The following is a 20458-nucleotide window of genomic DNA, read 5'->3' as shown; positions in this document are numbered from 1 at the left end:
ATTGGTTAAGCAGTAGCTTTGCGTTGTCTTCTTAGCGCGATACCTGCCACACCAAGTAGCGCTAATGCTAATGAACTCGTTGCAGAGACTGTATTTGCTACAGTACTTGTATAAGCGATGCTACCGCTAGTAAAAGCATGCGGATCAGAGCAACAGTTCACGCCAGAGCTTAAATTAAATGTGATGCTAATCAGGCCATCAGCGATGATGCTTGCCCACGTCGCTTGAGATATTGTTGCTTGGCCTGTCATAAATACCATGTTGCTATGACTACCAACGTAGTCATCTGATGCAAAGTTAAAGAGATCATTGCCAACATTATTGTCAAAGATGGTACCTAGTGAAAAACCATCGATAGAAATAGTTACAGACTCTGAAGCGTCGTTGTTGTCGAAGTCGCCAGCAATCATAAGAGTGAAAATAGCATCGGAAAATGTAGTAGAAGGGGCTATCAAGTTGCTATATGTTATACTCCCTCCATCGACACTAGTGCTCATTGAAGACAACGTAATTAAGCCAGCGTTGGCACTACCTGAAATCAACAACATTAAACCAACAATTAATTTTTTCATGAGTTTATCCTAACTGCTAAAAAGATGTGTAACATGCCTTTAGCTATAATAGTGCCACTTTGTAAGGTATTGTTTTTACGTTGATAATTTTGATAGATTAAAGGTGGTGTAAAATTTACAGACACACTCTATTGAGAACGTTTGAAATGAGTTATAACTTTAAACTCAGATTTCTAATATTGTCTTTATTTTGGTCCAGAACGAAATTTAACCCGTTAAAGAATGGTCTTTAATTTTTGTAGTCTATCGAGAGCTGTGCTAAGTGCGTTGGGGCACACAGTAAGGCAGTTCACTTTTTATTCTTATTTTCCGTTTTAGAGGTTTTCGTAGTGCTAAGGAAAGGCTTAGTTATCTCTACCGTTTTTTTGCTGCCTATAGCGGCAGCAGCGTTCTTTTTAAGTGTTCATGAGTTATTTAGCATGAAGACTGTTAATGTCGACCCAAAGTTAAAAGAAATATCGGGTATCGAATTTGATAAATATAAGCGTCTTTGGGCTATCAATGACAGTGGTGATGGTCCGAAGCTGTATATGCTAAATAAAGATGGCACTATTGCTCGAGAAGTAACGGTAACCAACGCCAAAAATGTCGACTGGGAAGATATGACCCAAAATCGCTTTGGGCACTTTTTCTTAGGAGATTTTGGTAATAACGACAATGACCGTCGTTGGTTGACCATATATAAAATTGAAAACCCAATAGATATTAAAACCGATACCACTGAAGCAGAGATTATCAAATTTACCTATCCGCAAATGGCAAAGGGGAAGGTAAAACCCGAAGACAAAAATTACGACTTAGAGGCTTTTGTTGAATATAAGCGTAACTTGTACTTGTTCACTAAAAATCGCACAAAGCCATTCGATGGCATTACTAAGCTTTATAAGGTCGGCGACCATGCTGCAAATTTTGATGCACAGCTCATCGGTGAGTTTAAAACGTGTACAACACTAGAGAAATTGTGTTGGATCACGTCTGCTGCCATTAGTCCAGACAGAACGAAATTGGTACTTCTCGATTCTACCAGTCTTTGGCTGTTCGAGAATTTCGTAGGTGACAACTTTTTCAGTGGGGATGTGTCGCGTATTGACTTAGGTGTTGTTACTCAAAAGGAAGCGGTAACGTTTTATGATGACAATACTCTTATATTTACTGACGAAGAGTACAAAGGCTTATTCGGTGGAAATATATATGAAGTTAAACTCGACCAGGTAAAGCGTATCGTGATTAAATATCGCGAAGATTCAGATCAAAATAAACAAATAAAGCAGTAAATTTTTATGAAGTTTAGTCCATTACTTTCAGAGCTTATTCAAGCATTGACCTGTTTACCTGGTGTGGGGAACAAAAGTGCTCAGCGTATGGCGTTTCATTTGTTGGAGCGAAACCGCACTGGCGCAATAGACTTGAGTAATGTTCTGCATAACGCGATGGAACATATTCATCACTGCAAACGCTGTAGAACCTTTACCGAGGATGAACTTTGCGATATCTGCCGACATCCAGAACGAGAGGCTAGCGGGTTACTTTGCATTGTTGAAAGCCCGCAAGATGTTTTAGCTATTGAGCAAACCCTGAGCTACAAAGGTCAGTATTTCGTGTTGATGGGGCATTTGTCGCCAATTGATGGCGTAGGGCCAAATGAAATTGGTCTTGATGAGTTTGAATCTCGACTTCAAGCTGGTGGCATCAATGAAGTTATATTGGCGACCAACCCTACTGTTGAAGGTGAGGCTACGGCACACTATATTGCTCAGCTATGTGCCTCTCACAATGTAGAGGCTTCTCGCATTGCTCATGGCGTACCTGTGGGCGGAGAGCTCGAATATATCGACGGTAATACGTTAACTCATGCTTTTTCAGGCAGACGAAAGCTTTAACATTCTATTCAAACAGCGGTTTATTTGTCTGTAAGCCGCCGTGCACCAAAAATTTTCACCGCTAATTAATAAATTTTTGTGCTAAACGTTGAAAAATGCATCCAACGTCCTCACCTCGCTAACAGTAGCGAAATCCATTCAATGAGGAGATATTGGATTATGGCTGAAGCAGCCCACAAAGAAACCCATGGTTTTCAAACAGAAGTAAAACAGCTTCTTCATCTAATGATTCACTCTTTGTATTCAAACAAAGAGATTTTCCTACGTGAGTTAGTGTCAAATGCCGCCGATGCTGCAGACAAGCTCCGTTTTCGAGCGTTGGAAAATGACAGCCTTTATGAAAACGACGGCGATTTAAACGTTAAACTAAGCGTAGATAAAGAAGCAAATACTGTCACCATTACCGATAATGGTATTGGTATGACCCGTGACGAAGTTATCGCTAACCTAGGTACAATTGCAAAGTCAGGTACTAAAGACTTTTTTAGTAAATTGTCTGGCGATAGCGCCAAGGATTCACAGCTAATTGGCCAGTTTGGTGTTGGCTTCTACTCAGCATTTATTGTTGCCGATAAAGTAACGGTTCGCACACGCGCAGCAGGCGCTGACGCCTCTGCGGGCGTTGAGTGGATTTCAGACGGTGAAGGCGAATTCACTATCGCTGAAATCAACAAGCCGACTCGAGGTACAGAGATTACCCTTCACCTTCGTGAAGATGAAAAAGAGTATGCTGACGCGTGGCGTCTTCGCTCTATCGTGAGCAAATATTCTGACCACATCAGCATTCCTGTTCAAATGTGGAAAGAAGAAGTACCTGAAAGTGAAGGTCCTGATGGTGAAAAAATTGCAGCGCAGCCTGGTGAGTGGGAAGTTGTAAACAAAGCTACTGCGCTGTGGACTCGCGAAAAGTCTGATATTTCAGATGAAGAATATAACGAGTTCTATAAGCATATTTCTCACGACTTTGCCGATCCACTCGCATGGGCGCATAACAAAGTTGAAGGGAAAACAGAGTATACCAGTCTTCTGTATATCCCCTCAAAAGCACCGTTTGATATGTGGAACCGCGATCAAAGCCATGGGTTAAAACTTTACGTACAGCGCGTATTCATTATGGATGACGCTGAGCAGTTCATGCCAACGTACCTTCGCTTTGTAAAAGGCTTGCTTGATAGCAACGATTTACCGCTTAACGTATCTCGCGAAATTCTACAAGATAACAAGATTACACAAGCACTGCGTCAAGGCTGTACCAAGCGCGTATTGCAAATGCTTGAGAAAATGGCGAAAAACGACGCTGAGAAATATCAGTCTTTCTGGAACGAGTTTGGTAATGTGCTAAAAGAAGGTCCTGCGGAAGACTTTAGCAATCGTGAAAAGATTGCTGGTCTACTGCGCTTTGCTTCAACGCACGGTGACTCAGATGCGCAAACGGTATCACTAGCTGACTACATCGAGCGCATGAAAGAAGGCCAAGACAAGATTTACTATGTAACGGCAGATAGCTTGCAAGCTGCTAAATCAAGTCCGCACCTTGAGATTTTCCGTAAGAAAGGCATTGAAGTACTTCTTATGGGCGAGCGCATTGACGAGTGGTTAATGTCTCATTTGACTGAGTTCAACGAAAAGCAGTTCGTTTCTATTGCGAAAGCAAACTTAGATCTAGGTGATTTAGAAGACGAAGAGACCAAAAAAGCACAAGAAGAAGCCGAGAAAGAGGTTGAAGGCGTTCTAGAGCGTGCTAAAGCAGCGTTAGGTGATAAAGTTATTGATGTGAAATTTACTCACCGTCTTACTGATTCACCTGCGGTTATCGTGGCTGACGATAACGGCATGACAACGCAAATGATGAAGTTGATGCAAGCAGCCGGACAAACTGTACCGGATGTGAAATATCACTTCGAGCTAAACCCGGAGCACAGCTTAGTTAAACTGCTAGCAGATACGCAGGATGAAGAACTGTTTAATCAGTGGGTTGGTGTATTGTTCGATCAAGCAGCGTTGTCTGAACAAGGTAGCTTGAAAGATCCATCAACCTTTGTTCAAAACCTGAACACACTGCTGATGAAGTTAGCAAAGTAAAGCGCTAACAATATTAAATAGGTAAAAACGGGCTTAACGCCCGTTTTTTTATACGTGTTGTCAACAAATGTAAGTTTGTGATCTTAATTGTGCTATATTCGAAGCGTTTATAAGGCTCTTAAGATAAAAATCTCACTATTATTGGCCTGCAGAATAAAATATTGGTAGACGTAAATAATCAATTACGCCTATAAGCTGAATATATATTCGCCATTAGTCTTAAGATTCACCTAACGGTGCTGCTTACACTTGTCACTCAACTGTTGAATGTGTAAAGTGCCGGAAGTAAAAAAGTTCAAAAATCATAAGCGGAGAACGCACTCATGCGAATCATTCTTCTCGGCGCTCCTGGCGCGGGTAAGGGCACACAAGCTCAGTTTCTAATGGGCAAATATGGTATTCCTCAAATTTCAACTGGTGACATGCTTCGTGCGGCTATCAAAGCTGGCACAGAGTTAGGCTTACAAGCCAAGCGCGTCATGGACGAAGGGAAATTAGTATCTGACGAAATCATTATTGGTTTGGTTAAAGAGCGCATCGCACAAGACGATTGCAAAGATGGTTTCCTATTAGACGGTTTTCCTCGCACAATTCCTCAGGCTGATGCCATGAAAGAGGCAGGTGTTTCGGTTGATCATTGTATTGAATTTGATGTGCCGGACGACGTGATTGTTGAGCGCATGGGCGGCCGTCGTGTTCATCCTGCATCAGGTCGTGTATATCACGTTGTTTACAATCCACCTAAAGTGGAAGGTAAAGACAACGAAACAGGCGAAGACCTAATTGTTCGCGATGACGACAAAGAAGAGACTGTTCGTAAACGCCTAGCAATCTACCACGAGCAAACAAAGCCACTTGTAGATTATTACAGTGCAGAAGCCGCGGCAGGTAACTGTGCTTACCACAAACTAGACGGTACACGTCCGGTTGAAGAAGTCAGTAACGAACTGGCTGAGCGCTTGGGTTAAATACCCGCGTTTTAAGTTGTAGAAAAGGGCCGCGTAAAGCGGCCTTTTTTGTGGCTTGTAACTTATCAACTGATGACGTTTAATAACGTTTTAAGAAGTGGGTTTAGACAAGACCGTATAAAGGTTTTGATAGTCTCGATTTGCACATAACAATAACATGTGGAGCACACCATGGTTTTGCCAATTACGGCGTTTTACGCAAGCTTGTTAGGTATTTGCTACCTTTATTTATCAATAATTGTGATTGGCGCACGGCGTCGGCATAAAGTTGGCATCGGTGATGGTGGACATGAGGATTTGAGCCGTTTAGCGCGAGCACATGGTAACTTCAGCGAATATGTTCCTATTACTCTAATCATGATTGCATGCTTTGAGGCAAATACAGGCCAAATGTGGGCAGTACATGCGCTAGGGAGCGCGTTATTGTTTGGTCGCGTGTTGCACGCATATGGTCTTGGTAAACACGCTGGAGTGAGCTGGCAGCGCTTTGCTGGAATGATCCTTACCTTTATTGCAATGCTATGTGCTGCGATAGGGAATTTGATACTTATTCACTTTGGGCTTTAGCCGACGTTGTGAAATATGAAAACGCCCACGGAAGTGGGCGTTTTATTTTAAATGATGTACTTTACATTAAAAGCGGTAGGTCACTTTTGAGTATACGAAACGCCCTCTAGGATTGTGTACGCCACCTACATAGCCATACAAGTCACTATCGCCATTACCAATAGCAAATGGTGGCTCTTCATCAAGTAGGTTGTTAGAACCCAGTACAAGACGAAGATTGTCGCTGTAGTTATAGCCTACTTGCAGGTCGACCAACATCTGTGAGTCTACGGTGCGAGAGGTATTCTCTTCAAAGTCGAGTACACCGTCGAAATTAATGTCAGGCGTGTCCTCAAACTCACCAATAAAGCTAATATTTAGGTTGGCATCAAACGCGCCTTTTGACCACGTTGTAGCAAATAACCAGCGATGTTCTGGGTAGCCGTATTCTCCTGTGAAATCTAGATTGTTTCGCTCAAAGTTGTTCAGATAAGACCAATCTAGGCTGAAACGTACATTGCCATACTCGTTCATATCCATACTGTAGTTAGCATTGAAATCTATGCCCGATGCTTCTTGCGATGATACGTTTTGGTATGTGTTAAATATTTTTTGGATTACGCCGAGAGACTCTCCTTGCTGAGGCGCAAGGCGCACACAAACCGTACTGTTCTGATTATTACATTCAGCGTCGTACACTAGGCCGAATTGCTGCTCATCAATCTTGTTGTCTTGCGTAATACTCCAAACATCAATACTTAAGCCCAATTCTTGAATGGGTGCATAAATGACACCTACGTTCCACGATTCAGATTCTTCGGCATCAAGATTTGGGTTACCCCCAAACTCAATGTTGTAGTCGAGTGAATCACAATCTTGTCCTGTGGCATCACAACGATATTGGTCAACAAAGAAAACACTTTTTTGTGAAGGACCTAGGCCAATCTGTGCCAATGACGGCGCACGGAAACCCTGTGCCCATGAACCTCGAACAGTAACTTGATCACTGGGTGCCCAACGAAGTGCAATTTTAGGGTTGGTGGTGCTACCAAAGTCACTAAAGTGGTCGTAGCGACCCGCTAGTTGTAACTCAAGTTGTTCGGCGAGCGGAATTGAAAGTTCTAGATACGCAGCGTATTGATCTCTCTCTGCTGCGGCAGATACAGATTCAGTACCAAAGATTAGCCCGCGTTGAAATTGAATGTCTGGTACATCAGACACTTCTTCTTCTCTATATTCTACACCTGCCGCCATCATGACGACGTCGTCGCCAAAATCGAAAGCCTCACCCGAGATATGCGCATCGAAACTCGTCATGCGCGACTCGCCGCGACGAACTAGGCTAGTCGTAATTTCATCAATAACACTTTGTGGGTTGGTCACGCCACCAAAAGGGTTGTAGTTGCCAAGATTGATTTGTTCTTGGAGCCAGTCTACACGAACCCAGCCTTGTGATTGGTCACCGCTTTGTTCTGAGCGGCTACGCCCTTTTTGCACTGATGCTTCCCAGTCGTAATCTGCAATTTGGCCACGAAGACCCGCCACAAGTCGAAGGGTGTCTGACTCTATATCCCAGCGACGAGGACCCGCATCTACCGGACGATAGCGACCAATATCAATGTCTTGCCCGAACGGGTTATTAGGATGAGACCCCGGCACTGTCAAACCTGCATCTTCATCTAGAGGTGTGGCTGCACCACCTGCTTCTGATGTGTTGTGTTGCATGGCAACTTCTAAAAATGCTGTGGTATCAGAAGAAATTTTATAGTCGAATTGCCCGATAAAACCAACGCGTTCAGAAGCTGGGATCGTCAATCCAAATGGGCCATAGTCAAATAAACAACTGCCCGATGCAGTTGCATTTTCAGGTGGACAATCTGGGTCGATAGTTTTCACGCCATCTACATAAAAATAACCTGGGTAGCCTCGTGATGAACGAAAGTCCATACCGCCATAAGGTGACTGGTTGGCCGTACCAAATCGGCCCATCTCATCAGCACCTAATGTACTATTATTAAAATAGTCGATGATTACTGTCGCACTGCTTTTTTCGCTTTGCGAACCCCATAGAATACTGGCTGTCGTTTCATCATAGTTCGGGCCTGTTGTACCGCCGTAACCGGCATTGAGTTCAAGGCCGTCAAAGTCTTTCTTAAGCACAATATTCACAACGCCTGCTACCGCGTCAGAGCCGTAAATAGCGGAAGCGCCATCTTTTAATATATCAATACGCTCAATAGCTGCTACAGGAATTGAGTTAATATCAACAAATGAATTGGTGATACTTTCTGCAAAAGAGCTTATCGCGACGCGACGTCCGTTGATAAGTACCAGTGTTGCATCTGGCCCCATACCGCGAAGCGATACCGCCGCAGCACCATTAGCCGTTGAGTCTTGACTGTTATTTCGTGTTGAGAATGTACCTGCGCCAGTCGCAGGCATACGCTCAAGAAGTTGTTGGAGGTTTTCATAGCCCATGCTATCAATCATGCCAGCATCAATAGATTGAACAGGCGATGGGCCTTCCATATCAGTGCGCTTAATGCGCGAGCCTGTAACCGCAATACGTTCTAAATTATCTGCTTCTTCGTCAGCTTGTTGCGCGTAGGCAGGTGTCAGTGTAGTTAATCCCGAAAATGCCAATCCCACTGCGATGGCACTTATTTTACAACCATGTTTCATTATTATTTCCTTATTTCCATTTACTTGTTGTGTGTTTGCAAGCAGTGTTCTGTTGCAAATTTATGAATAGCATTGGTTACACTTAAGTTGCAATAGTGAAAATAAGGAAAGATGTGACACTTAGTTACAAAGTGTGTAAACCATGTAGTACTAAGTAGAAGGAAAGAAAGTATTTGAGTAGAAAATAGCAGGAGTAACGAAGGTTACTCCAATGCAACGAAAAAGCGTTCTTTACGCGGTAGGTAAGCATTTTCTTTGTCTACGGAAAAGGCGATTGAAGTGGCTTTACCCCTAATCTCTGAAAGTGGAATAAAGCCATAATAGCGAGAGTCTACACTGTTATTTCTATTGTCTCCCATTGCCACTACATAACCTTCAGGCACAATAACGTCGTCGAAACTTGAAGCAGGACTGTTAATTGGGCTTAAGGCAATGGTACGGGAACTTGCCAGGATGTCCTCGCGAAATACGTGTTCATTAAGCGGTGTAAGCTTCGATTTCTCTCCATTTATATGAAGCACATTATCATGCAAAGCGATATTGTCTCCTTGTACTGCAACCACGCGCTTAATCAAACGAGTTTGTGCTGCTTCACTGTCAATAATGATAATGTCGCCACGTTTCACTGAGCCAGTATTTGCAACGCTGATGTCAGTAAAGGGAATATCAAGTGTATACGCCATTTTGTCTACCACGACGCGATCGCCTACTTGGATAGTGGGCTCCATTGAACCTGACGGAACGTGATACCAATCTGCAACACTGCTTCTAAAGGAGAACATCAAAACAATAAACAATATAAAGGTGAGGTTTTCTTTTACGTATTTTTTTACGTTCAACATTTAAATGCAGCCTTGTGTAATAGGTAATCTCGATGTACGACGTCAATTGTGTTTATCAGTTCATAGCAAAATGTAAGGATATGTTTCGTGTCAATGTCCCCAGCTGTCTTTAAAATGACAGCTATAAACGTACCAAGAAAGTTAAAATCTCATTGAAACAATGGGTTAATGATGGAGTCTTTAGTGAATATCGGTTCGAACGTGTATAGGAGAGTGGCTTAATCATTATTGTCAATGTAGCTTGCTACAAGGCTTTGTGGTAATTCTTAACGCTTTTATGGACAAAAGAAGCGGAACCATGTTTAAACGCTCAAAAATTTTTACCGGGCTAGCGGCTGTTGCATTAGTAGCGTCAATAGCTGGCTGTAGTCACTCAAATACCTCTAAACCATTAACCTCTGATCAATCACGGTCTAAAACCACAACCTCGCAAGTGGACACCACCGTTGAAAGTTCAGCGACGTTCAATGTCGAGTTTGAACGATTTACTCTTGATAATGGCTTAACTGTACTTCTACACGTTGACCGTTCTGATCCTGTCGCAGCCGTGGCATTAACGGCGCATGTAGGCTCTGCTAGAGAAAAAGAGGGAAGAACGGGGTTTGCACACTTGTTTGAGCATCTGTTGTTCTTGGAGTCAGAAAATTTAGGAAAAGGCGGACTAGATAAACTAAGTGCGCGCATTGGCGGTTCTGGTGCTAACGGGTCGACTAGTAGGGACAGCACTAACTATTATCAAACTGTGCCTATTGATGCCTTAGAAAAAATGATTTGGGCAGAAGCCGATAAGCTTGGTTATTTCATTAATACCGTGACAGAGCCTGTACTTGCGAAAGAAAAACAGGTGGTCAAAAATGAAAAACGTCAAAGTGTTGATAACCGTCCTTACGGCCACAATCAATATGTCATTGATAAAAACTTGTACCCCAAAGGTCATCCGTACAGTTGGCAGGTCATTGGTTCGCTAGAAGACCTTCAAAACGCCACGCTAGCTGATGTGAAAGAATTCTTTAATCAATGGTATGTGCCCAATAATGTAGTGCTAACCATTGCTGGGGATATAGATATTGCTCAGACCAAGGCGTGGGTAGAGCATTATTTTGGTGAAATTCCTGCTGGCAATAGTATTAAGCCCTTAGCACAGCAACCTGCTGCGTTAACTCAAACAGTGAAACGCTTTCACGTCGACAACTTTGCCCAAGCGCCAATGCTAACTATGGTGTGGCCAACGGTGCCAGAATATCACCCTGATTATTATGCATTAGAAGTCCTATCCGAGTACTTAGCGCAGGGGAAAAACGCGCCGTTAAACAAGGTGCTAATTGATGAGAAAAAACTCACCAGCAATGTTTATATGTATGGCTATGATTCTGAAATAGCAGGTCAAATGCAGCTACAAGTCATGGCGTTCAATGACACTGACTTGAATAAGGTTGCTGAGGCGATTAACCATGCATTTGCAGCGTTTGAAAAAGACGGTATTGCTGAAAAAGATTTAGCTCGTATCAAAGCTGGGCAAGAAACTGGGTTCTATCAGGGGCTATCAAGTGTTCTTGGTAAGGGATTCCAACTGGCCCAATACGAAATTTTTGCAGGTGGGGCACAGTACATCAGTGAAGATGTGCAGAAGATATTGTCAGTAAGTGCTGACGATGTTATGCGTGTTTACAGCACATATATAAAAGATAAGCCGTTTGTTGCAACAAGCTTTGTACCAAAAGGCCAAGAATCTCTGGTGCTTAATAACTCGTTAGAAGCGGCAGTGGTTGAAGAGCAAATTGTGGCAGGTGCAGAAGAGAGCTTTGATGCGTCTATCACTGCTGACTACGAACGTACCCCTTCTAGTTTCGACAGAAGTAAAGAGCCGCCATATGGTGAGCAAGTTACCATTACACCGCCGGTGGTGTGGCAAACTACGCTAGACTCTGGCATTCACGTAGCGGGCATAGAAAACGATGAAGTGCCGCTGGTTGCGTTCGAGCTTAAGATTGATGGCGGCATGCTGCTTGACCCACAAGATAAAACAGGCGTCGCTAATCTACTGTCTGGTATTTTGCTTAAAGGTACACAAAGCAAGGCACCTGAAGTGTTAGAGCAGGAAATAGAGATGCTTGGCGCTTCACTTGACGCACAAGCGACCGATGACGCCATTGTTATCAGCGGTACTTCACTGTCAAAGCACTTTGATAAAGTGATGGATATTGTTTCTCAAGTCATACTTACCCCACGATTCGACGCGACAGAGTTCGATCTTGCCAAAGATGATGTCATCAATGAGATTAAACAGATTAAAGCAAATCCAGGTGCAATCGCGTCGGTGGAGTTTGGTGAGCTTCTCTATGGTGAAGAGCATCCATTGGCGCAACCTGTTATTGGTTCAGTCGAAAGCGTAACCGCCATTGAGGTGAGTGATTTAAAGCAGTACTTTGAGCGAAACTTTACGCCTACTTTAGCCAAGCTTCATGTAGCTGGGGATATTTCCCAGTCGAAGGTAAGCAGTGCACTGGCTAAATTAAACACAAATTGGAAGGCAAAAGCGGTAACGTTACCTGAAGTATCTCAAGTTGCGCTAGCTGAAAAAGCCAAGATTTATTTTTATGACGTGCCCGATGCAAAGCAGTCAGTGCTATATTTTGGTCATCCAGCACCACCTGTGTCTCACCCAGATAGTTATGTTGCCAGTGTCATGAACTACCGCTTAGGCGGTGGTGGTTTTGCCTCTCAACTAATGCAGGAATTACGTGAAAACAAAGGGTATACCTACGGAATCTATTCTGGATTCTCTAGTGATAAGAATACAGGCGTATTTGCATTAAGAAGCAATGTACGCTCAAACGTAACGTTGGAAGCCATTGAAGCCATACGCGATATTTTGTTGTCTTTCGGAAACAACTATTCAGCAGAAGATTTGTCTGTGACAAAGGGCTTTACGCTTAAGTCTAACGCGCGTGCCTTTGAAACATTGGGGGCAAAACTAAATGTAGTGGGTAACATTAGCGACCTTGGGTTTGCTGACGATTACGTAATGCAGCGCGAGCAGCAAGTTAAAGCGTTGACGGTTGACGATATGAAGCGTTTGTATCAAACCTATATCCACCCAGATAACATGATTTATTTGGTGGTTGGAGATAAGGCTACACAATTTGAGCGTCTGAAGGCACTCGGATTAGGAGAGCCTGTATTGCTAAACGAAACTGAAGAGTAAAAGAGCATATAAGGGCTTGCTCAATAACTGCACTTTAGCACATGTCGCAATTGTGCACGTTTAATTGAAGTTGCAAGCCTTTGCTTAGCCAGAGCGTGTTGACCACTGCAAAAACGTATTGCAAAGGGCAACACGCTGTTCCTTCAATGGGCAGGTAGGCCCATTTCGTGTTGCCACATCTTCCTTTTTAGCCAATTGCAGAAAAGCGTTATGCGTTTGTGCTTAGAAGAGTGTTCAAGATAAATGATGTGTGATTTCCACCTGACCGGGTGAGGTATATCGACAGGCACAATAAGTTGGCCAGACTTGATGTATTGCCCAATCATCATATCAGAAGCCAACATAACGCCTTGGCTCGACAGTGCTGCACTCAGCGCCAGATCACTTGAAGAGACCTCGGTTTTGTTGAGAGGCTTGTTCATTGTATCTACTTGAACGTGTTCAAAATACGTCTCCCAATTTACCTTGTCACTCATGGGCAACGCCAGCAAACGCGTTTTTACTAAGTCTTCAGTGCTATGTATTTGCTTGTCTTTTGCAAATGACGGAGAGCAAACTGGAACGACGCCATTCTCACCAATTTTCTCAACAATTAACCCTTCTTTCTGAAGTGCCGAAGTAGAAGTGCTAAATCGAATGGCGACATCGACGTTACCTTCATGTAAGTCTTCACATAGATTTGACGCTTGCACGTTGATGTTAATTTCGGGGTGAATGTTAAAAAAGTCGTAAAGATTAGGCAGTAACCACAACGCGCAATAGGCTTGTGTTGAGCTTATGGTCAGGCTCCCTTGAATAGGCTCTTCCTGAACTTGGTTTAACCCATTAACAATTTCTGAAAAGCCCGCCTGACAGGCGTGAAGTAATGTCTTACCTTGTGAGGTAAGTACCATTTTTCGTCCTTGTCGTCTAAATAAAGCCGCGCCAATATTTTCCTCGAGCAAGCGCATTTGTTGACTTACTGCGGCTTGAGAGACAAAGAGTTCTTCAGCGGCTTTACTGTAACTTTGATGCCGCGCTGCTACTTCAAAGCACAGTAAATTGTTTAACCATCGTAGACGTTTGTCCATATGAGTTTTTATATAAGTTAATCTTATATAAAAGGTTAGGTTTTATCGTTGGTGAAGTAAAGACAAATCAAGGATGCTGAGCACTCGATGAACAGGCAAAAGGTAGGTGTGACAATGTTAACTAGTGTGCTGAGTGGTATGAAAAGGAAGGTAGGCGGGTTTAAAGGTGCTAAGCGTTTTATTGCGCTTGTGAGCGCGCAAAGAATTAAAGTTAGACAGCGTATGAGTGATTATTTAGCTCATATTGGAAATAAGCTAAACTTATCTATGTGGAGTGCGTTTAAATAATGCTGCGGGTAACGTTGTTAGCACAACCCTGTAAAGGCCATCGTATATGCTTACCATATGGCTGTACAAGGTTGTGCTAGGTTAAGCCTTTATTTATGACGCTCGCGAAGCACATTAAGTGCATCGTTTAGCGACATATCGCTAGCTTGAAGTAGCACGGTTAGGTGATACAGCAAATCGGCGGCTTCGTTTTTCAGTTCTTCTTTGTCGTGTACGGTGGCAGCCAATGCGGTTTCGACGCCTTCTTCACCCACTTTCTGTGCTATTCGCTTAATGCCTTTGTTGTATAGGCTTGCGGTGTAGCTGCTTTTGGGGTCGGCATCTTTGCGGGCAGCCAATACTCGCTCTAAGTCTGCAAGAAAGGTAAATGCCGGAGTGTTCCCGTCAAACCAGCAGCTTTCAACGCCAGTGTGGCATGTTGGGCCATTAGGGTTAGCAAGTACCAACAGTGAATCTTGGTCGCAGTCGCAGGCAACGCTCACTAAATCTAGCGTGTTACCTGACGTTTCACCCTTTGTCCAAAGGCGCTGCTTTGAGCGGCTGAAAAAGGTCACTTTACCTGTCTCAAGGGTTTTTGCTAGGGCGTCTTGGTCCATATAACCCTGCATCAATACCTTGCCTGATAGTGCGTCTTGCACAATGGCAGGCAACAGGTTATCCATTTTGTCCCACGCTAGCTTATTGCTATTGTCATCAGTAATGATCACGGGTTTACTCCTTCTGCTTGCGCCGTTAATCCGTGACGCTTACGCATGGCAACGCCATTGCTGGTTAATTCTGCTTTTAGCTCATCAATATTGATAATGCCTTTGTGAAATACCGATGCCGCTAGTGCGCCATCTACGTCAGCTTGTTGAAACACATCAGTAAAGTGGGCAATTTCACCTGCACCACCTGATGCAATTAGCGGCACTTCACATACATCGCGTACGGCTTTCAGCTGCTTTACGTCGTAGCCTTTGCGCACGCCGTCTTGATTCATGCAGTTAAGCACAATTTCACCTGCACCGCGTGACTGTACTTCTTTAATCCAATCGATGGTTTGCCATTGGCTTTTTTGTGTACGGGCTTCATCGCCGGTGAATTTGTACACTTCGTATTGGTCTGTGGCTTCGTTGTAAAAGCTGTCGATGCCAATCACTACGCACTGTTGACCGTAAACATCGTGCAGTTGGTTAATAAGGTCTGGGTTGTTAAGGGCAGGGGAGTTAATCGAAATCTTATCTGCACCCATTTCCAAAATGCGCCCAGCGTCTTCGATGCTCTTAATGCCGCCTGCAACGCAAAACGGAATATCAATAACCTGTGCAATACGGCTTACCCAGCTTTTATCCACTACGCGGGCATCAGAGCTTGCAGTAATATCGTAAAATACCAGTTCGTCGGCCCCCGCTTTTGCGTATTGCTCGGCAAGAGGCACAATGTCGCCAATGATTTCGTGGTTTCTAAACTGAACGCCCTTAACGACTTTGCCGTCGCGTACGTCTAAACACGGTATTATGCGCTTTGCCAGCATGCGATAGCCTCCTTAACTGTAAACTTTCCCTCAAGCAATGCGCGGCCTAAAATAACGCCGCCAACGTTTGTGGGTTTGAGCGCTTCAATGTCAGCGATGCTACCAATACCGCCCGACGCTTGCCAGCTAACATGTGGGAAGCGCGCTGCCATTTCTTGATATAGCTTGGTGTTGGCGCCTTGAAGCGTACCGTCGCGGCTGATGTCGGTGCACAGTACGTGCTTTGCGCCAACTGATGCGAAGTTTTCTAATAAGCCTTCAAGGGCGACACCAGAGTTTTCTTGCCAGCCGTGCGTGGCAATAAGCTTTTCGCCGTTGTCGCTAATATTTATATCAAGGGCCAATACAATGTGCTCTGGGCCATATTTTTCTACCCAAGACTTCACTAGCTCAGGCTGTTTCACCGCCAATGAGCCAATAACCACACGGCTTACGCCAGTCTCGAGCAGTTGCGCTACTTCCTCTTCGCTACGAATGCCGCCGCCTGCCTGAAACTGCATGCGCTTGGTGTCGACCATAGACTTGATAAGTGAAAGTTGGCGTTTAGTTGTGTCTTTAGCGCCAGTTAGGTCAACAATGTGCAACCAGGTTGCACCTTGGTCAGCATAGTCGTGAACCACATCTACTGGGTCCAGTTCGTATTGGGTTTTCTGCTCGTAGTCCCCTTGATAAAGGCGCACTACGTGTCCGTCAATAAGATCAATCGCTGGAATAATCATTATAGGTTCACAAAGTTAGTCAGTAGTTGTGCTCCGGCTTCGCCAGAACGCTCTGGGTGAAATTGCACCCCGTAAAAATTGTCTTTATTTATGGCGGCTGAAAATGCGTTGCCGTAAGTACAGCTTGCAAGCGTGTGCTCGTACTCAGGTACAGCAAAGCTATGCACAAAATAAAAGTACGTATCTTTTGGGATGCCTTTGAACAAGCTTTCATTGTTATGCGTCACCGTGTTCCAACCCATATGCGGTAAGCGCACGCCTTTCGATTCCATGCGCGCTACGTGCCCGGGCATTAGGTTTAAACAGTCGATGTTGCCTGTACCTTGAAAGCCACCTTCGGCGCTGGTTTCAACCATAAGCTGCATGCCTAAACATACGCCTAGTACAGGTTGGGTCAGCGATTGAAGAGTTTCCACTAACGCTTTTTGTTTAATGCTTGCCATGGCAGCAGCGGCGGTACCTACGCCGGGTAAAAACACTTTGTCAGCGTTTTTTATTACGTTTACATCGTCAGATACCTCTACTTCAACACCCAAGCGTTCAAGCGCAAAGCGTACAGATGAAATGTTGGCGCAGCCGGTATTCACTATAACGATTTTTTGTCGCTGGCTGGTATTTACCACTGACATTACAGTGCTCCTTTACTGCTTGGTAGTGCATCGCCTTGGCGTGTAATAGCTTGACGAAGTGCGCGGCCAAATACTTTAAATAAGCTTTCTACCTGGTGGTGTGCATTGCCTTCGCTGGTGGAAAGATGCAGCGATAACCCCATGCTTTGCGCAAGCGAGTAGAAGAAGTGAGGCACCATTTCTGTGGCCATTTCGCCTACTTGGTCGCGGCTAAATTCAGCATCGAATTTAAGGTGAGGGCGGTTAGAAATATCCATGATACATTCCGCACGACACTCATCCATTGGCAGAGCAAATCCAAAGCGACCAATACCTCGTTTGTCGCCCAAAGCTTTTTTTAGCGCCTCACCTAGTGCAAGCGCGGTATCTTCTACGCTGTGGTGGTCATCAATGTGCAAATCGCCATTAGTAGTCAGATTTAACTCGAAACCACCGTGGGTAGCAATTTGGTCAAGCATGTGGTCAAAAAAGCCCATGCCGGTTTGAATTGTCGACTTAGCTTGCGAGTCCAAATCTACGCGAACGCGAATATCGGTTTCAGAGGTGGTACGCACGACCTCTGCAATGCGTGAAGACGCAAGCAAACTTTTCTGAATATCGTTCCAGTTCAAGCTCTCACGGTTGTACTGGAAGCTGCGAATACCCATGTTTTCGGCAAGCTGAACGTCGGTAATTCTGTCACCAATCACAAATGAACGAGTGAAATCCACCTTGCCCTGTTGCAAGTATTCTTGCACTAGGCCGAGCTTCGGCTTGCGGCATGTGCAGTTGTCTTCGTCAAAATGCGGGCAAATTAACACGTCGTCAAACACGACGCCTTGGCTTTCAAATACGGCCATCATGGCGTTGTGAGGCTTGTCGAAATCTTCCTGTGGGAAGCTGTCTGTGCCCAACCCGTCTTGATTACTTACCATCACAAGTTTAAACCCAGCTGCTTTAAGCTTAAGCAGCACAGGAATAACGTTTGGTTCGAAAACAAGCTTTTCTAAACTATCTAACTGCTTATCTACTGGCGGCTCTTCAACAAGTGTGCCGTCGCGGTCTATAAATAAAATGGCTTGCTGACTCATGCCGCGTCCTCATTATTTTTAAATTCGTTAATTAGCTGCATTAAACGCTGGTTTTGCTCTTCAGTGCCGATGCTTACGCGTAAACAGTTTTGTAAGTTAAGCTGTTTTGATTGGTCGCGAATCAGCATGCCTTGGCTTACTAGGTATTGCATTAAAGCCGGCGCCTTTTCATAGCGGAACAAAATGAAATTCGCTCTTCTATCACCTACCAATTCAATGCCATCTACAGCTTGAAGTGCTTCTGCTAGCGCTTCTTTTTCACGATTAATAGTAGCGACTTGAAGTTCAAGTAACGCTAGTGATTCTTTTGAAAGCGCTTGGGCGGCAATTTGCGCGACTGGCTCTGGAATAGGGTAGGGTGCAATTACCTTTAAAAGCGCTTGAATAACCGGTGCTTGGGCAAGCGTAAATCCGCAGCGAAGGCCAGCTAATGCAAATGCTTTAGACAGCGTGCGAAGCACTACTAGGTTCGGGTAATTGTTTATTTCATTTGCCCACGTATTATCTGCATCGAACTCAATGTATGCTTCATCCACCACAACCAATGCTTTATCGGCAAAATGATTGAGCACGGCTTTAATGTCTTCGCGAGCAACAGGCGTACCGGTTGGATTATTGGGCGCGCAGATAAAAATAACGTTAACGTCTTCTTCAGCGCAAACTGCATTTACGTTAAGGCTAAAGTCGTCATTAAGCGGTACTTTTTTGATGCCGATATCACAGGTTTCAGCACTGATTGCATACATGCCATAGGTTGGCGGGCAGATAAGAATGTTATCTTTACCCGGCGTACAGAAGGTACGAATTAGCAGTTCAATCCCTTCATCAGCGCCGCGGGTAACAATAAGTTGTGACTTATCAAGCCCAGCATAGCTTGCGTAGCCATTGACTACCGCTTCAGGCTGACACGATGGATAACGGTTAAAGTTACTGCTATGCACACTGTAATCGTTTGCATAGGGTGACTCGTTGGCATTAAGCCAGTCTTGACCACCAGAGAACAAGCGACGTGCCGACTCATAGGGCTTTAAAGGCACCAAGTTGTCGTTAATAAGGTTATCGATAAGCGTCGACATTAGGCGTCTCCTTGCTTAAGCGCTTGCATTCGAAGTGCAACGGCCTGTTCGTGTGCGTCTAAGCCTTCTGCTGCAGCGAGTGCCATGATCGCAGGGCCTAAATTACGCATACCATCTGCACTTAGCTCTTGAATTGTGTAACGGCGCATAAAGTCCAAAAGGCCTAGGCTAGAATAATTCTTCGCATAGCCGTAGGTGGGCAGCACGTGGTTTGTACCTGATGCATAATCGCCGGCAGATTCAGGTGACCAAGGACCTAAGAAAATAGAACCTGCGTATTTGATTTTGGGCAAATAATCGCGAGCGTTTTCTATCTGCACAATCAAGTGCTCAGCGGCATAAGCGTTACTTGCTTCAATGGCTTGTTCAACAGAGTCGGCTAATATATAACGCGCATTTTGCATAGCTGGGCGTGCAATCTCTGCTCGTGAGAGCGTTGACAATTGACGTTCAACGGCAGCTTTGGCTTCTTCAATAAGCTTGGCACTGTTTGATACCAAAATCGCTTGTGAGTCTGGACCATGCTCAGCTTGAGAGAGCAGATCAGCTGCCACAAATTCTGGGTTTGCGTTGTCGTCAGCAAGTACCAGCACTTCTGATGGGCCCGCCGGCATATCAATAGCGGCACCATCAGCGCGCTGGCTTACTTGTTGTTTAGCTTCTGTTACAAAGCTATTACCAGGGCCAAAAATCTTATCGACCTGAGGAATGGTCTCTGTACCAAGAGCCATAGCGGCAACGGCCTGAGCGCCACCACACAAAAATATCTTGTCAATACCGCACTTTCTTGCCGCATAAGCAATTTCAGGCGCGATAAGCTGCTCTTTGTTTGGCGGAGTGCACAGCAGTTTATTTTCACAACCCGCCACCAATGCAGGCACGCCTAGCATTAATACTGTAGACGGTAATGGCGCGCTTCCGCCTGGAATATAAAGTCCTACGGCATCAAGAGCCGTAAAGCGAAGCTCGCATTTAACGCCTGGTGTCGTGGTTAATGCGATGTCACTTGGCATCTGTGCTTCGTGAAACGTTTTTATGTTGTTAAACGCTGTGTCGATGGCGCCTGCTACCTCAGGTGTCACCTTAGCAGCAAGGGCATCAATATTATCTTGCGAAAGCACCAAGCTGGTGAGTTCTGGGCAGTCAAATTTGCGCGTGTAATCAAGTACAGCTGCATCGCCTTCTGCTTCAACGCGGGCGATGATGTCGCCCACGGTTTGCTTTAACTGTTGGCTATTGGCCATAGCCGGGCGGGCTAGCGCCTGTTTTTTCTCATTTGCTGAAAGAGATGACCAAGTAATCATAATTGCCTG

General features: G+C 44.6%; 17 protein-coding genes. 6 read left to right on the top strand and 11 right to left on the bottom strand.

Features of this window, described 5'->3' with window-relative positions; all coding sequences use genetic code 11:
* Positions 1-5 precede the first annotated feature (5 nt).
* Positions 6-572 carry a hypothetical protein gene (locus JN178_RS13110; protein WP_202261952.1) on the bottom strand — a complete coding sequence of 189 codons (567 nt, stop codon included), beginning with the start codon at positions 570-572 and terminating at the stop codon, positions 6-8.
* Positions 573-901: 329 nt separating this feature from the next.
* Between JN178_RS13110 and JN178_RS13105 the strand changes: the two genes are divergently transcribed.
* From JN178_RS13105 to JN178_RS13085, 5 genes are all read left to right on the top strand, one after another.
* Complete coding sequence (locus JN178_RS13105; RefSeq protein ID WP_202261951.1) at positions 902-1846, top strand: hypothetical protein; 945 nt, start codon at positions 902-904, stop codon at positions 1844-1846.
* Between the two features lie 6 nt (positions 1847-1852).
* Positions 1853-2452 carry a recombination mediator RecR gene (gene recR / locus JN178_RS13100; protein WP_202261950.1) on the top strand — a complete coding sequence of 200 codons (600 nt, stop codon included), beginning with the start codon at positions 1853-1855 and terminating at the stop codon, positions 2450-2452.
* Positions 2453-2611: 159 nt separating this feature from the next.
* Positions 2612-4534 carry a molecular chaperone HtpG gene (gene htpG / locus JN178_RS13095; protein ID WP_202261949.1) on the top strand — a complete coding sequence of 641 codons (1923 nt, stop codon included), beginning with the start codon at positions 2612-2614 and terminating at the stop codon, positions 4532-4534.
* Between the two features lie 323 nt (positions 4535-4857).
* Complete coding sequence (gene adk / locus JN178_RS13090; RefSeq protein WP_202261948.1) at positions 4858-5502, top strand: adenylate kinase; 645 nt, start codon at positions 4858-4860, stop codon at positions 5500-5502.
* Between the two features lie 171 nt (positions 5503-5673).
* Positions 5674-6069 (top strand): MAPEG family protein, encoded by a 396-nt coding sequence (locus JN178_RS13085; protein ID WP_159626337.1) that lies wholly within the window; start codon positions 5674-5676, stop codon positions 6067-6069.
* A gap of 66 nt (positions 6070-6135) precedes the next feature.
* On the opposite strand, the gene JN178_RS13080 is transcribed toward JN178_RS13085, so the two are convergent.
* Positions 6136-8730, bottom strand: a complete 2595-nt coding sequence (locus JN178_RS13080; RefSeq protein WP_202261947.1) for a TonB-dependent receptor — start codon at positions 8728-8730, stop codon at positions 6136-6138.
* A 203-nt stretch (positions 8731-8933) separates the two neighbouring features.
* On the bottom strand, positions 8934-9572 hold the full coding sequence (gene lepB / locus JN178_RS13075) for a signal peptidase I (RefSeq protein WP_202261946.1): 639 nt from the start codon (positions 9570-9572) through the stop codon (positions 8934-8936).
* Positions 9573-9870: 298 nt separating this feature from the next.
* Between lepB and JN178_RS13070 the strand changes: the two genes are divergently transcribed.
* On the top strand, positions 9871-12777 hold the full coding sequence (locus JN178_RS13070) for a M16 family metallopeptidase (protein WP_202261945.1): 2907 nt from the start codon (positions 9871-9873) through the stop codon (positions 12775-12777).
* A gap of 143 nt (positions 12778-12920) precedes the next feature.
* Here JN178_RS13070 and JN178_RS13065 read toward each other — a convergent pair whose 3' ends face one another.
* The 8 genes from JN178_RS13065 to hisD all read right to left on the bottom strand — a co-directional run bounded on the left by JN178_RS13065 (position 12921) and on the right by hisD (position 20449).
* Complete coding sequence (locus tag JN178_RS13065; RefSeq protein WP_202261944.1) at positions 12921-13847, bottom strand: LysR substrate-binding domain-containing protein; 927 nt, start codon at positions 13845-13847, stop codon at positions 12921-12923.
* Between the two features lie 377 nt (positions 13848-14224).
* Complete coding sequence (gene hisIE, locus JN178_RS13060; protein ID WP_202261943.1) at positions 14225-14842, bottom strand: bifunctional phosphoribosyl-AMP cyclohydrolase/phosphoribosyl-ATP diphosphatase HisIE; 618 nt, start codon at positions 14840-14842, stop codon at positions 14225-14227.
* Positions 14839-15651 (bottom strand): imidazole glycerol phosphate synthase subunit HisF, encoded by an 813-nt coding sequence (gene hisF / locus JN178_RS13055; RefSeq protein WP_014950033.1) that lies wholly within the window; start codon positions 15649-15651, stop codon positions 14839-14841. Before hisF ends, hisIE begins: the two co-directional genes overlap by 4 nt.
* Complete coding sequence (gene hisA / locus JN178_RS13050; RefSeq protein ID WP_202261942.1) at positions 15633-16370, bottom strand: 1-(5-phosphoribosyl)-5-[(5-phosphoribosylamino)methylideneamino]imidazole-4-carboxamide isomerase; 738 nt, start codon at positions 16368-16370, stop codon at positions 15633-15635. The genes hisF and hisA overlap by 19 nt, the downstream gene beginning before the upstream one ends.
* Positions 16370-16999, bottom strand: coding sequence for an imidazole glycerol phosphate synthase subunit HisH (gene hisH / locus JN178_RS13045; RefSeq protein WP_202261941.1), 630 nt, complete (start codon positions 16997-16999; stop codon positions 16370-16372). Before hisH ends, hisA begins: the two co-directional genes overlap by 1 nt.
* The gene (hisB, locus tag JN178_RS13040) at positions 16999-18069 is read right to left on the bottom strand and encodes a bifunctional histidinol-phosphatase/imidazoleglycerol-phosphate dehydratase HisB (protein ID WP_202261940.1); all 1071 of its coding nucleotides are present in this window, start codon (positions 18067-18069) and stop codon (positions 16999-17001) included. The genes hisH and hisB overlap by 1 nt, the downstream gene beginning before the upstream one ends.
* Complete coding sequence (gene hisC / locus JN178_RS13035) at positions 18066-19145, bottom strand: histidinol-phosphate transaminase (RefSeq protein ID WP_202261939.1); 1080 nt, start codon at positions 19143-19145, stop codon at positions 18066-18068. The genes hisB and hisC overlap by 4 nt, the downstream gene beginning before the upstream one ends.
* Positions 19145-20449: a histidinol dehydrogenase gene (gene hisD / locus JN178_RS13030; RefSeq protein WP_202261938.1), complete on the bottom strand. Its 1305-nt coding sequence runs from the start codon at positions 20447-20449 to the stop codon at positions 19145-19147. The genes hisC and hisD overlap by 1 nt, the downstream gene beginning before the upstream one ends.
* Positions 20450-20458: the final 9 nt, after the last annotated feature.

Source organism: Alteromonas sp. KC3 (assembly GCF_016756315.1).
GTDB lineage: Bacteria > Pseudomonadota > Gammaproteobacteria > Enterobacterales > Alteromonadaceae > Alteromonas.
This window is presented reverse-complemented; position numbering and strand designations above follow the sequence as displayed.

Bases quoted from the DNA above. Each gene is read 5' to 3' on its own strand.
- JN178_RS13110 (WP_202261952.1), bottom strand. From the start codon at position 572: ATGAAAAAATTAATTGTTGGTTTAATGTTGTTGATTTCAGGTAGTGCC.
- recR (WP_202261950.1), top strand. From the start codon at position 1,853: ATGAAGTTTAGTCCATTACTTTCAGAGCTTATTCAAGCATTGACCTGT.
- htpG (WP_202261949.1), top strand. From the start codon at position 2,612: ATGGCTGAAGCAGCCCACAAAGAAACCCATGGTTTTCAAACAGAAGTA.
- adk (WP_202261948.1), top strand. From the start codon at position 4,858: ATGCGAATCATTCTTCTCGGCGCTCCTGGCGCGGGTAAGGGCACACAA.
- JN178_RS13085 (WP_159626337.1), top strand. From the start codon at position 5,674: ATGGTTTTGCCAATTACGGCGTTTTACGCAAGCTTGTTAGGTATTTGC.
- JN178_RS13080 (WP_202261947.1), bottom strand. From the start codon at position 8,730: ATGAAACATGGTTGTAAAATAAGTGCCATCGCAGTGGGATTGGCATTT.
- lepB (WP_202261946.1), bottom strand. From the start codon at position 9,572: ATGTTGAACGTAAAAAAATACGTAAAAGAAAACCTCACCTTTATATTG.
- JN178_RS13070 (WP_202261945.1), top strand. From the start codon at position 9,871: ATGTTTAAACGCTCAAAAATTTTTACCGGGCTAGCGGCTGTTGCATTA.
- JN178_RS13065 (WP_202261944.1), bottom strand. From the start codon at position 13,847: ATGGACAAACGTCTACGATGGTTAAACAATTTACTGTGCTTTGAAGTA.
- hisF (WP_014950033.1), bottom strand. From the start codon at position 15,651: ATGCTGGCAAAGCGCATAATACCGTGTTTAGACGTACGCGACGGCAAA.
- hisA (WP_202261942.1), bottom strand. From the start codon at position 16,370: ATGATTATTCCAGCGATTGATCTTATTGACGGACACGTAGTGCGCCTT.
- hisH (WP_202261941.1), bottom strand. From the start codon at position 16,999: ATGTCAGTGGTAAATACCAGCCAGCGACAAAAAATCGTTATAGTGAAT.
- hisB (WP_202261940.1), bottom strand. From the start codon at position 18,069: ATGAGTCAGCAAGCCATTTTATTTATAGACCGCGACGGCACACTTGTT.
- hisC (WP_202261939.1), bottom strand. From the start codon at position 19,145: ATGTCGACGCTTATCGATAACCTTATTAACGACAACTTGGTGCCTTTA.
- hisD (WP_202261938.1), bottom strand. From the start codon at position 20,449: ATGATTACTTGGTCATCTCTTTCAGCAAATGAGAAAAAACAGGCGCTA.